Source organism: Alteromonas sp. BZK5 (genome assembly GCF_014349115.1).
Lineage (GTDB): Bacteria > Pseudomonadota > Gammaproteobacteria > Enterobacterales > Alteromonadaceae > Alteromonas > Alteromonas macleodii.
In genome coordinates this window covers 1-13,226 of sequence record NZ_JACSOE010000089.1, presented here as the reverse complement: position 1 = coordinate 13,226, position 13,226 = coordinate 1, and the positions used below count along the sequence as shown (strand labels likewise).

General features: G+C 42.3%; 10 protein-coding genes and 3 tRNA genes. 2 read left to right on the top strand and 11 right to left on the bottom strand.

The genetic code is table 11. From position 1 onward, the window contains the following. Positions 1–24: 24 nt before the first annotated feature. Positions 25–1,479: an SIR2 family protein gene (locus tag BIZ39_RS18050; RefSeq protein WP_187447639.1), complete on the bottom strand. Its 1,455-nt coding sequence runs from the start codon at positions 1,477–1,479 to the stop codon at positions 25–27. A gap of 978 nt (positions 1,480–2,457) precedes the next feature. Further along, entirely contained in the window at positions 2,458–3,471 is a 1,014-nt protein-coding gene (locus BIZ39_RS18045; protein ID WP_187447638.1) for an FRG domain-containing protein, read from the bottom strand. Positions 3,472–3,581: 110 nt separating this feature from the next. Here BIZ39_RS18045 and BIZ39_RS22645 point away from each other — a divergent pair, with 110 nt between their 5' ends. Beyond that, entirely contained in the window at positions 3,582–3,683 is a 102-nt protein-coding gene (locus BIZ39_RS22645; protein ID WP_239301186.1) for a transposase, read from the top strand. A 36-nt stretch (positions 3,684–3,719) separates the two neighbouring features. Here the strand turns inward: BIZ39_RS22645 and BIZ39_RS18040 are convergent. From BIZ39_RS18040 to ovoA, 9 genes are all read right to left on the bottom strand, one after another. Continuing rightward, positions 3,720–3,806, bottom strand: a tRNA-Leu gene (locus BIZ39_RS18040). A gap of 59 nt (positions 3,807–3,865) precedes the next feature. Next, positions 3,866–3,939: transfer RNA gene (locus BIZ39_RS18035), tRNA-Cys, on the bottom strand. Between the two features lie 41 nt (positions 3,940–3,980). Beyond that, positions 3,981–4,056: transfer RNA gene (locus tag BIZ39_RS18030), tRNA-Gly, on the bottom strand. A gap of 169 nt (positions 4,057–4,225) precedes the next feature. Continuing rightward, positions 4,226–4,798, bottom strand: a complete 573-nt coding sequence (gene pgsA, locus BIZ39_RS18025; RefSeq protein ID WP_014949608.1) for a CDP-diacylglycerol--glycerol-3-phosphate 3-phosphatidyltransferase — start codon at positions 4,796–4,798, stop codon at positions 4,226–4,228. A gap of 123 nt (positions 4,799–4,921) precedes the next feature. Further along, entirely contained in the window at positions 4,922–6,739 is a 1,818-nt protein-coding gene (uvrC, locus tag BIZ39_RS18020) for an excinuclease ABC subunit UvrC (RefSeq protein ID WP_039227661.1), read from the bottom strand. A 31-nt stretch (positions 6,740–6,770) separates the two neighbouring features. Continuing rightward, positions 6,771–7,415 (bottom strand): UvrY/SirA/GacA family response regulator transcription factor, encoded by a 645-nt coding sequence (gene uvrY, locus BIZ39_RS18015; protein ID WP_156078394.1) that lies wholly within the window; start codon positions 7,413–7,415, stop codon positions 6,771–6,773. 180 nt (positions 7,416–7,595) lie between these two features. After that, the gene (locus BIZ39_RS18010; protein WP_187447637.1) at positions 7,596–8,324 is read right to left on the bottom strand and encodes a pirin family protein; all 729 of its coding nucleotides are present in this window, start codon (positions 8,322–8,324) and stop codon (positions 7,596–7,598) included. 207 nt (positions 8,325–8,531) lie between these two features. After that, a complete protein-coding gene (locus tag BIZ39_RS18005) occupies positions 8,532–9,995 on the bottom strand; it encodes an aminotransferase class I/II-fold pyridoxal phosphate-dependent enzyme (protein ID WP_187447636.1) in 1,464 nt (487 codons plus the stop codon). Positions 9,996–10,132: 137 nt separating this feature from the next. Beyond that, positions 10,133–12,244, bottom strand: a complete 2,112-nt coding sequence (gene ovoA, locus BIZ39_RS18000; RefSeq protein ID WP_187447635.1) for a 5-histidylcysteine sulfoxide synthase — start codon at positions 12,242–12,244, stop codon at positions 10,133–10,135. A gap of 429 nt (positions 12,245–12,673) precedes the next feature. Here ovoA and BIZ39_RS17995 point away from each other — a divergent pair, with 429 nt between their 5' ends. Further along, positions 12,674–13,075, top strand: coding sequence for a hypothetical protein (locus tag BIZ39_RS17995; RefSeq protein ID WP_014949614.1), 402 nt, complete (start codon positions 12,674–12,676; stop codon positions 13,073–13,075). Positions 13,076–13,226 lie beyond the last annotated feature (151 nt).

Sequence of the window (13,226 nt, the reverse complement as noted above, 5' to 3'; positions counted from 1 at the left end):
TTGAACACTTAAGGTAAAAATCGACTAGCCAACGATGCGTTGATCTGAGGTGTTCAAATAAAACCGGAATGGGTGTTCAAGTAAATCGGAATACGCACTATAATTAGTTGGGATGTTAGAAACGACTTCATTGCATGAATTAGGTGCCGTTTGCATCTTAACTAATTCTTGTTCAATAAGGCGCTTTAAACGGCTCACAGGCCGTTGACCATTATTGAGCACCCAAGAAAGTAGCCTGGCATCGTCTAAATGTTTCACAAGCCAACCAGATAAACTAGTCTCAATATTGCCCCAAGGCTCTCCATCACTGGAATTGCTAAAGAGTGAATTGTTGAAGTTAGATAAGGAATTAAAGCCAATTTCCGACAGTTCTGATAGCATATCATTGCTAGCTTTAGGCTTAGAAATGACGTCTAGAAACCATTCTAAGGGCGCTGGTGGTTCGATTTGAGCAAACGACTTTGCAGGTATGCCACTTTCATCAAATAAAGCCCAAAGCATCCTGCCAATAAAATTATCCTCTTTTGTACTGGAAACAGGCAGTAAATGCGCACTCGAAGTAACATACCGCTCTTTTCCTTCGATACCGTCTCTGTATAGAGCTGACCATTTTTCCAAAGTGGAATGAAGCAAAGAATGATCATTGTCATCATCAATTTCATATAAAACAGGCACAACGCCTTTTGCCTTCCATTCGTTAGCTGTTTTATGCATGTCTATGCGAGTTGAAGCTCCAAATGCCCATGCACTTTTAGTCTTTTCCCCTAAAAGCTTATCGGCAGCTAGAGCATCCATCATATACCTTACAACTTGGTCCTCAATACTGTAACCAATAAAGCAGACCTCGTATCCTCTCAACAATTCACCTACAAATCGAGACGCCCACCTTTCAGTGAGGTATGCTGAACCAAAATCCCCACTAGTTAATACTAGTCTGTTCATGATTTGAACATCATCTACATCTTCAGGTAAAAGGCCATGTAAATAAACAATCGACGACCATTTTGAGGGTTTTGGAATCGGCAGAAAAGGTGCTTGGTTTGACTCTAACTTAAGAGCCAAGTTGTCAGCTGACAACTCAAAAATACGGTCAAAGTTCGTCGTTACTAAACGAGTACTTTCATCTTTATTACTGGTCGCTAATGTGAGAATAGATTCATGAGTTAAAGTTGAATTAGGCTTACTTAAGTCTGGCTGTAGTATATTAAACAACGCTCTTCTAACTACAGCCCTTCCATTTACTATCCTTGCCTCTAAAGCTGAGAGGACTTGGTCATAACGCTTTTCTTTATAGGACTGACATTCTTGCTCAGTTTTTGTTTCCGATAGTTCGTTGTAAATCTCATCGACTAAATTTTTAAAAGTTGGAAGCCCGGCTGGATAAGAAACCCCTGCACCACAAAAGAATACAACTTTCCCGTCTTCGTGAGCTTTGAGCAAGGCTGCTGGCACTTCAGGGCCGTTCTTCACAAACTGCATTAAACTTCCTTATTTTTTAATAGAGCATTTGCACTTTTTGCACTAGAAGCAAAGCCGTTTTCGTTGAGTGCAAGTTTATAGATAGATGAATAATATATGCTTTTTATTAACTTTTGCACTATTTGCACTTTTTGCAGTTGAAATATACCTATCTAACCCCGCGCCCCTTATCCTTTTGCTTCCACGCGAAGAGAAGCCCGATTCGACACACTATATTTTGGTCTTGCTGTATTGGGTATGGACAACCATAACGAGGTAAAACTCAGTTACCCTTTGAGTAATATTTATAAATTAGGTCTGGTATACAATACCTTAGTGCAAACATTCAATTTAACGGTGCAGTGTGCCCACCATTAAATTGAACCAAAGCATATAAATCGAACTAAGTATGAATTCACATATCATTTAAACCAATGATTTTAATGAAGTTATCTCAATTAAAATACAACCCCCCTTTGAAATTTTCTATAGCTGTTAAAGATACGCGGTTCCGTGTGCCGTATAACCCCCCCTTTCCAAAAGGACCCGTGAAAAAGCATAGGCAAATAGCATTGTGAAGTAAGCTCGTTGGTAAAGGTTATGGTGGTGGGTGTACACCATGTCACCTTGCTCGAGTGAAGTCTGTTTAGAAGTCTTTACAACTGAAAGCGCATTATGCCCCGTTGCGCAGGGTAGAAGGGAAGAATTACCCGACCTAGTAAAATAGAGTGCAAATTTAATAAGATAATTGACGTGTTATTGGTGCTTTCAGAAAGTGATATAAGCAGTGGGAGTAATGAGTTAGTAGCCAACTATAAGTTGTGCGCAGGTGCGTACTAATGGAAAAAGGGTATGACCTCACACCAGCAAGGCCAAGCCCAGAACAAAGATTGTGGTGCGCAGCCTATATCGAAAGCGGTTACGTGAGAAAATAGATTCATACCCAGCATGGCTAAGTGATAGGTTTAGGGAGTTCGTGCAAACAGTCATCGAAAAAAGCTAACCAAATTTTGGACCCCTAACGAATTGAGGGTGACGAATCAATTCCGGTTTTGAGGACTCCATTCCCAAAAACTGCTTTTTCAAATACTCTGACACTTTATCAAGCTCAGGGAATAACGTTGCAGCAGTTATTCCAAGTTGTTCAAGTTGTTTCAAAATTTTTTCTTTTTTGTCGTGAGGGATGATAAACCTTTTATTACTGCCGTTATTCAGCCAATGTCTTTGAATTGGAGCTGGGCGAAGTTTTGTATACAACCCTTTATCGTCATTATCTTCCCCGATTCCAAAAATCATGAATGCCCCGCTTTGTTTAATTATTCTAGGGTTCGTTAATTTTGGTTTAACACAAGCTACAGTCAATATATCTCGTGCATCTATTGAATCAGTAAAACTCGGCTTTTCCAGCCTTATATTGTGTAGAAGCTTAGGCTTTACTATTTCTGGAATTGGTGAAGGGCGAGTATAATTGATATGTGACTTTTTAATCGAAAAGTCTTCTGGGGTCCATGCTAGATTAGAAAGAATGGTGACAACATCACTGTCATAGTACTTTATCTCACTTTCTGGAATTGAGAACAAAATTAGCTCACCATCTTCAAACCTTTTCTGCTTATTCTCTATGCTTTCGCTACAGACAAAATAGAGAGCAACTAAGGGATTTTCTGTTATATCCAGTAATCGAGTTGGGACTCCATAGTGTTGCATTTTTACTAAAGATTCAAAGGCACTTTTCGAACTATTGAAATCGTCGGGACAACGCAGAGTTACCTCTCTTATTAACCTTGACTCTTGTTGAAAAAAGTTTTTGTCGCGATAGACACTAGGAAGAATTTGGAAATTTTTACTTGGGTGCCCCCTGTAGTATTGAACTGACTTACTTTGCATAAAGCTATCAGAAGAACTTTTAAGTTTTTCTAGTTTTTCTAAAAGGGTTCTAACACTACCTATTGTCTCAACCTCCATGTCATCTCTGTCATTATATGAATAAGCATCTTCTTTCTTTATTATCATTTTTTACCTTCCTTGTTGAACATAAAGTATCAGTAAAAAAGTAAAACGCAAACCAAAATACGATGGCTGGCTTCAGGTAGGCTTCTTGTTTAATCGGGCTGCAGCCCAAAATGATATCGAGAAGAGCGTATGGTTTTAGAAACTTTGAGAATTACAGAATAAGAGTGGTGACCCATTGTGGATGGGATGGTGTTATCAATTGTGTAAGTTGACTGCTGCTCCCCCCTTTATGGGGTAGAACCAATAAATGGTGCCCGGGGCCGGACTTGAACCGGCACGCTGTTACCAGCGAGGGATTTTAAATCCCTTGTGTCTACCAATTTCACCACCCGGGCATCGGGTTGCTTTTCAGCAAAGGTGTCAGGCGTAGAACCTGATGCTGCGTTGCAGCGTTTGGAGGCGGAACCCGGAGTCGAACCGAGATAGACGGATTTGCAATCCGCTGCATAGCCATTCTGCCATTCCGCCAGATGCGTCTGGCGTGTGATTAAAACTCATCTCTAAGAGATTGGAGCGGGAAACGAGATTCGAACTCGCGACCCCGACCTTGGCAAGGTCGTGCTCTACCAACTGAGCTATTCCCGCATGTCTTAATCGACCATTTCGTTTGGTTGATGTCCTCTCGAAATGTGGGGTGCATTCTACCTACCCATTCAAAACTGTCAACACAAAAAAGCGTTTAAATTGAGATAAATGCGGTTTTTTATGATCGTTTGCTATTTTTTTATTCACTTTGATTAATGTACGATCAATTTCACTTTACTGCGCCACTTCGAAGGTGTGGCCAGGCCGCTTTTGTATAAACAAACATTGACCAAATTGACAGCACTGCTGAGAAATATAAAAGAATATAACCTAACGAAACCCAATAAATTGTGATACCCATGAAGGTTTCTAATCCCGACAACAAGCCAATTAAGGCTAACATTTGCGCAGTGGTTTTTGCTTTACCTATAAAAGACACTTTAACCGCATCCCTTACACCATTCGAACCCATCCATTCACGTAACGCCGACACATAAATTTCACGAACCAATAGCGCAATAGATGGCAACGTGATCCACAGGTTTGCATAACTATGAGTAATCATAAGAAGAGCAGCGCCCACAATGAGCTTGTCTGCTACAGGATCTAAGAATGCACCAAAGGGTGTAGACTGCTGTAGTTTTCTTGCTAGATAGCCGTCAAACCAGTCCGTTATTGCCGCAAGCCAAAAAATAAATGCGCCTGCCTCGTGCGCCCAGCGCCAATCAAGAAAATAAACAACTACAAATACAGGAATAAGGATTACTCGGAATAAAGTAATACAGTTTGGAACAGTCCACATAAAAAGTACGTCTCGGTGTTATGCCTCTATAGGCGTTTTAGCGCGGTAGCGTATAAGCTCTGCATCTTTCATTTTTCTAACACATTACCTTAATTTGTAATGCATTGCTTGTTACTCATTCATTTATTGATGAAGGTGGTCGTAAATAGTTTCCGCCAGTTCAGGGCTTATACCAGGTACATTTGAAATTTCATCTTTGCTGGCTTTCTTAAGACCCTGCAAGCCCCCCATGAATTTAAGCAGTGTTTGTCTGCGTTTAGCACCAATACCAGGTATGCTTTCCAAACTCGACGTGGTTTTAACTTTCTGGCGTCGGTTGCGGTGCCCAGTAATGGCAAATCGGTGAGATTCATCGCGAATATGCTGAATAAGGTGAAGCCCTGGCGAATGGCTATCCATCGGCAGAACCTGATGGCTACCTGCCAGTATTAGTGTTTCTAAGCCAGGCTTACGGGTGGTGCCTTTTGCCACGCCTAACAGCATAGGCTTTTTATCATGGGGCCAATCTTCAAAAAACGCTTCTGCTTGGGCAAGCTGTCCTTTACCACCGTCTATTAATAGAAGGTCAGGTATTTTTTGCACTTCTTTCACTGACTTGTAGCGACGTTTTAACGCCTGTGCCATGGCCGCGTAGTCATCACCTGGGGTAATGCCTTCTATATTGTATCGGCGATAGTCACTTTTGTGCGGACCTTCACGATTAAATACCACGCACGAAGCAACCGTTTGCTGGCCAGACGTATGTGATATATCAAAACACTCCATGCGTTGAATAGGCGTATCAACTTCCAGTGCCGCTTCTAAGTCGAGATAGCGTGCAAACACAGACTTTTGCTGACTGTATTGAGCATCTAACGCAGTTTGCGCATTTGACTGCGCCAGCTGCAGGTACTTGCGCTTCTCTTCCCTCGCCCCTTTGAAGAACTGGACCTTGTGTCCCGCTTCACTGGCTAGTACATCTGCTATAGCGTCTTCGTCAGTTAATGTATTGCTAAGTACTATCTGCTTGGGAATAACTTTGTTACCCGCCAGATAGAACTGTAGGAAGAAAGATTCAAAAACTTCTTGTTCATCGGCAGTGTTGGGTACTTTGGGAAAATAGGCCTTGCTGCCTAACAACTGCCCTTCACGAATAAACATTACCTGAATACACGCCATATTGCCTTTGAACGCAAACCCAAACACATCCATTTCGTCTTGAGTACCGGCAACCCACTGTCGTTCTTGAACTTTTCTTAGTGCATTAATCTGATCGCGGTAACGGGCAGCGGCTTCAAAGTTGAGTGCCTCGCTGGCTGCTTCCATCTTTTCCACCAGCCCACCAATGACCTGCTGGTTTTTACCTTTCAAGAACAAGCGTGCAAAATTGACCTGCTCTTTATATTCTTCATCGCTCACATAGCCTTCTACACACGGCGCACTGCAGCGCTGCATCTGATACTGAAGACAAGGTCTGCTGCGTGCTCGGTAATAGCTATCTTCGCACTGACGTACGGGGAAGATTCGCTGCATTGAACGCAAGCTTTCTCGCACCGACCACGCACTGGGGTATGGGCCAAAGTATTCGCCCTTTTTCTTTTGAGGGCCGCGATGGAAAGAAAGCCTTGGATGTTCGTGGTCGGATAAGAAGATAAAGGGATAAGACTTGTCGTCACGCATGACCACGTTGTAACGCGGTTTGTATTTCTTGATGAAGTTGTTCTCAAGCAAGAACGCTTCGGTTTCGCTGTTTACAACCGTGACATCCATGTTCGCAATCTGACTAACTAGCGAACGCGTTTTGGCGTTATCAAGATTACTACGAAAATAGCTTGATACACGCTTTTTAAGGTTTTTGGCTTTTCCTACGTAAATAACCTCTTCCTGACTATTGTACATGCGGTACACGCCAGGTTGAGAGGTTAGATTCTTAAGAAATGCTGCTGAATCAAATGCAGACATAATCACTTTGACGTTGCGCGTCTAGTGACGCTTAAAAGGTGTTAGGATTGATAAGCTTATGACGATAGGCCAAGTGCGTTAGCTCTACATCAGAATTTACGCCTAACTTTTGAAACATTCGGTAACGGTAAGTATTAACCGTTTTTGAGTTAATACTGAGTTCTCGGGCTATATCCGGCACTTTGTGACCTTCGGTTAATCGCATTGCTATTGTAAGTTCTCTACTCGATAGCTCGTCAAACGGATTATCCGAACTAGGCAATAACTTACCGATGGCTATGCTATTGGCCACTTCTTGATCAATATACTTTTGTCCTGCCGCAACTTTATGGATAGCGCGTATTACTTCGTCTGGCTCTGCATCTTTTGTCAGAAAACCGTATGCGCCTGCGTCCATAACTTGCATTGGAATAGGACTTTCCTTGTGCATTGAAACACAAATAACACGCGTATTTTCAGACATACGAACAATTTTTTTTGTCGCTTCCAGTCCACCAATACCGGGCATATTCACGTCCATGAGTACCACATCTGGCGCGTTTTTTCGGCACAAAAGTACCGCGTCTTCACCGTTCTTCGCTTCTGCGAGAATAGTAAAATCGTCTACGTCTTCCAGAATCCGGCGTATCCCTGTTCTGACCAAATCATGGTCATCTGCTAGGATTATTTTTATCACTCTAGTATCTCACTGACTTCAGTTTTACATACAACTGGAATAAAGACTGATAATGCTCATTAATGAGAAGTATTACCAGCCTTTAACCTTATCCAAGTCATCATACCACGAGATAAGAATTCGTGAAGTAGAGATACACAATTTGAAACTAAATTATTGATCTAGATTACTTTTAGGCAGCTATCTAGGTAATTCAAACCACAAGGCCACACTTTCCTCTGAGGCTTTCAGACGAATGATGTCTTGCTCGTAAATACCCAAAGCATCGCCTGCCTCTATTTCAACTACATTAGTTTCACTGTCTACCATAGCCTGTACATTACCGCTAATCATATGAAGGTAACCCTTTTGGTCTTCAGTGCCATGCTCCCATGTTTCGCCAGCTTTCAAAGTTAAACGGCTGATTGCCGCATTTTGCTTAATGCGTAACGACCCTTCCCTACCGTCATCACTTACTAATAATTCAAGCTTTGAATCATGGTTATTTCCACCCGCCTGTGTCCCAAAGGTTTTTTGCGCATAGCTGGGCGTACCGCCTTTTTCATTGGGCACAATCCAAATTTGCAGAAAGTTAACAGGCTCTTCAGTAGAAGGGTTAAACTCTGAATGCATAATACCCTTACCTGCACTCATTACTTGCACGTCACCCGCAGGCACTACGTACTCATTACCGGTATTATCTTTGTGCTTTAAAGCACCGCTCACAACATATGAAATGATCTCCATATCTCTGTGACCGTGGGTTTCAAAACCTCTGCCGGCCTGAACAACATCGTCATTGATAACCCGTAGCGCTGAAAACCCCATATGTTTTGCATCATAATAATGTCCAAACGAAAAGCTATGTTGGCTTTTTAGCCAGCCAAAGTTCACTTTTCCTCTTTCATTCGCTTTTCTCAAATACATCATCTTGCATTCCTTATAACCGTAAGCCGCCACTGACTCTTCTGCCCAGCAGGAGTAACGCTGGGCGATAGAACATGTGTTAAGGGCTAATTATTTAATAAGGCCATTTTAATCCTCTTTAATAGAAATAAAATGTCATATATTTGAGCATATTATTCTAATATTTAGAATTAAACTAACTATCGGTCAACAGATGCGGGTTAAGCTACGCTAAGAAATAAAGCACAGTCTTTGCAGCGCGGTTTCTACAACCGCAGGGTGACAGGCTAAATTTAGCCTAATATGGTGTGGAGAACCAAAGGTCGCGCCGTCGTTACCTATCACGCCTCGCTCAATACATCCTTCCACAGTGATCACGGGTGAATATTTGAGAGGTTGACGAGAAGCGTCACCTAAAGGAGCTTCATGCACAGAAGCGATACTGTTCGGCTGTGTTAAATGCGAAGGGAATGTTGAAAGGTCTAGCCACAAGAAATAGCCAGCGCTGCCCATTGTATAATTAACAGATAAACCATAGTGCTCAAAGAAGCACACAACAAGCTTTCGGTTGAAGCTCAACGCACTTTTTACGCTGTCTAACCAAGTACTTCCCTTCTCATAGGCGGCAATCAACGCAACTTTTCCTAAGTTACTTGCGTTCAGGTGCCTGCTATTAATAGCTTGGGCAAACGTCTCTCTGATCGTTTTATCCTTAATGACCGCATACGATGCACCTGGAATACTCGCTAGGTTAAACGCCTTGGACACGCTATTAATGTGGATAATGCGTGGCAGTTGATGAGTATGGATATTACCACCGTTTAGACTTTCTTGGCGACCCTTGCTCTTATTGCTTACCTCTGCACCAAACATGGGGATTAGCGTTGGTTCATTTGACGAGTTAAATGCAAACTCGCTGTGCACCTCATCAGTGATCATTAAAATATCGTTCTTGGCGCAGAAGCTCACAATAACACGCTGCTCCTCTGCACATAAAACTGTACCTGTAGGGTTATTAGGATGGCAAATCACGAATGCAGCCGCAGCACTATCGAAGGCTGAAGTATCTATAGTTGAGTAAGAACCTTCGATGTCTTCCTGACGACTCTTGTCGCTACCCTTTGTCGCGGAAACTTCAGAAAGCCTAGTCTGAATTTGACGCGCGTTTTGAATGACTGGAATAGATACTGGCGTTAAGCCGTTATTTTTAATAGCCTCCGTTAAAGGGGAATAAGTTGGTGTTAATACCATGACTTTTTGACCAGGTTGGCAAAAAGTGTGAAGCGCAACGTCTATTGCTCCTATTGCGCTCGCAACATCCACAACATCGCCACTTTCTACTTTAAAGCGACTACTTTTTTGCGTGGTACGCTCAAAACGTTTTGCTACCGCGTCACCGATATCAAGGGACTGATATCCATAAGTAGAGCGAAGGTTTTGTGTAATCGCGCTGAGAATTTCATCACAAGGCGGGATGTCCATATCCGCTATCCACATTGGAATAGGGTCTTGCTGAGACGCGACAACGTTCGCTTGAGATGAAGACGCGCCCTGAAAGCGGCGAAATATCGCTGAATATTTAAGACGGGTTTGATCGAGTTTCAGGTGAGAAGGTGCCTGCCATACATCCTTGTAAGGCATAAACTCGCTTTGCATAGCGTTGAACACGGGGAGATGGCTTAGCGCGTTGCTCACCTTCACATTATCCTATCTATATAGCCTTACGCATTTACTATTGGCTAAAGGCCTTCTGAAATCTATTATATTTATAAGCGCGAAACACGCGTACCGCGCTCACTTTATATTACACACACACTTTAATAGACACCGTGTTATTCTATCTTTTCAAACACGTTAAATTCAGAAAGCGTATGTTGGTATTTCCGCTTTGTTTCTCGAATGACAAATGGAATGTCTTTAGGTTCAGCAATTCGTTTAAAGCTCTGACCTAATGCATCTTCAAGCGCCTGAGTAGAGCTAAGCGTTTCACCATTTTCATCTTTGTAGCCGCCCAACCATTCACTTCTTTCGGTATACTCTTCCAACCATGTAAAGGGGCTGGCGACAACGAGCAATCCACCTTTATTTAGCCGCGTGGCCATGTCCGTTAATACCTTTCTTGGACTATACACTCTATCAATAAGGTTGCCTAAGAAGATCAAGTCGTAGCCTGTGAATTGCGGCTTCAAATTACAGGCATCACCTTGTGCGAAAGCAACGTTGTCTACACTGTCATCTAAACCGAGCGCGGAGAGCTTGCGCGCCTTAAACGACGTAAGTTCACCTTCTTCTATAAGGTTATAGCGTATTTCACCACGCTCTTGCATCTCAAACGCTGTTTTTATAAAGCGTGCAGAAAAATCGATGCCATCGACATGATCGAAGTATTTTGCAAGTTCAAAGGTAGACCGACCAACGGCACACCCTAAATCTAACGCTTTAGCGTGTTGACGCCCTTGCATAGCGTCAATACAAAACTGCGCACTGGCTTTAGCAAAATTAGGGACGCCGTAGTACTCGTCGCCGTAATGGAATTCACTGTATTGCGAAACCTGTGTATCACTTTCATAATCAAAATCGTTCACTGCTATAACTCGCTTTCCTTGAACATACCGAAACCCCGCGTGCTGAAAGAAGTGGCGCCTAAAAGCGTAACGACTATCTTTCATTGCTTCGTTACCTGTAGATACCCAACTACCGCCTTTAATGAGGTTATGCTTATTGTCGAATGTTGGTGTTGTAAAGTCGTCATATAAAGGATGAACGTTAAAGCCCTCAAACGGATAGATGGGTGTTTCTGTCCATTGCCATACGTTGCCAACAACATCATAAAATTCGCCGGACTTATTAACATTAACAGGTTCACTCGACGCATACTTTTGCAGCGCTATGTTGAATCCTTCGCTGTATACGGTTTGTGTTACACCAGCCTGCTGTCGTAACGCTTGCCATTCATTTTCAGTCGGCAGACGAATAAGATCACCCGTTTTTTCACTCAAGTAGTTACAAAATGCTTTCGCTTCATGATAATTCACATCCACAGGCCAATCTAAAGGTAGTGGATGCTCTTCAAGCATGCTGCGATATAAATAATCATCACCCTTTTTAATCCAAAATACAGGATACTGAGCTTTAGTGTATTCACGCCACTTATTGCCTTCAGCCTCCCAGTATTTTGCGTTGTTATAGCCGCCGTCTTGCACAAACGATAAATACTCACCATTACTTACAAGAAATTTAGACGCACTAAACTCGCTAACGGATTCTTGCTGAGAACCATATTCATTGTCCCAGCCGTAATAAGCACTGTCCCACGCTTTGTCATTTATGACTTTCTGTGCCGGAACGGTCATTAAAACATTAGCCTCTAACGCTTCAGCATTAGTTTGCATAATGCTACATGCAGGCCATTCTGGGCTGGGGCGTACCGATGCAATGGGTAGCTGTCTGATTAGAACAGATGAGGTTTCTAAATGAATACGTTCATGCTCTATTCCCATAACAACGGGCCACATTGGACTTTCCCAGTCAATAGGCATGCTGAAAGACATGGTATCTATTAAATCGCATACCAATGTGCGCACTTGATTACGATATTGACGCACCTCTTCCACCTTCGGCCAGTCGTAATTTTCATCGTTAAGATCATCCCAACTCATTTCATCAACACCAATGGCAAATAGCGATTCAAATTTTGGGTTAATGCGCTCGTTTATTGCCTTAGACAGTACTAATTTATTGATAAAGAAAGTAGCAGTATGACCAAAATAGAAAATTAACGGATGGCGCAACTTTTCAGGTCGTTGATAAAATACGTCATCATTGGCAAGACAAGAAAAAAGTGATTCGTAGGTATCAAAGGAATCGAGGAAATAAGCCTTTATTTCCTGTCTTTTTTGCTCAACTGTTCCGTCCCGTAAATTAAGTGTGGGCATTGCCTGCATAATGTCCTCTCGATTTTTGTTATTACTACCAACTGCGTAGGACCAGCGCCATAAGACTAAAAGAAGAGCGCTTTAAAATGCCGTAATGATTTCAGTTGATTGCTAACCCTTTATGTATACCAAGCTTTTATGAATAAAGCGCGACATAACTAGGTTTTTATGGAATGTCCTGTAATTACAAGATACAGACAGGATGAGATCAGAAAATATTTCATAACAAACTTATGCCTGCGATGATGCTGTGAAACACCGTTTAACTTAAAGCTCGTGATCATAAAAAGCATGGAGATACCGTTGGTTATCATGTTACGTTTACCTAGCTTACTAAATGCCCGATTCAACGTTGGCTAATTAAGCTGCGTCGGTAAACAGCATACTTATACGTTTATACCTTCACACCTTCAGAAACGAAAAAGGATTTTTCTTAACATGAAATCAGTAATTTACATAGCAGTAACGCTGCTCTCGTTGTACGGTTCACCCGCGACTGCAGCTGACAACTATACTAATGCGCTTCTCAATGAAGCCGTTCGCAAAGGCAATAAGAGTACCCCTTTAATTGTAAACCCAACACTCACTATGGAGCGCCTATCAACCAGTGACGGAGAGATCACTTATCACTATCGCTCTATGACGTTGACTCAAAACAAAGGCGTTAATCAATTTGTAGAGGAACAACAAAAGAAGCTCTATCCGTATGTGTGCACTTCACCCTCGCAAGAAATTTTTAGGCGACATGGAATTACAGTTAATTATTTGTACAACGATAAGAATAATGATTTTTATGCGGTGATAAGTATCGACACTACAACGTGTAACGAGGTTGGTTGAAGACGTTCTAGCAGCACGTTTTTATTTGACCCATAAAAAAACCCGCAACTAAGTGCGGGTTTTTCGTATTTGGCGGAGAGTGAGGGATTCGAACCCCCGGTGGGTTTGACCCCACGTCTGATTTCAAGTCAGGTGCATTAAACCGGGCTCT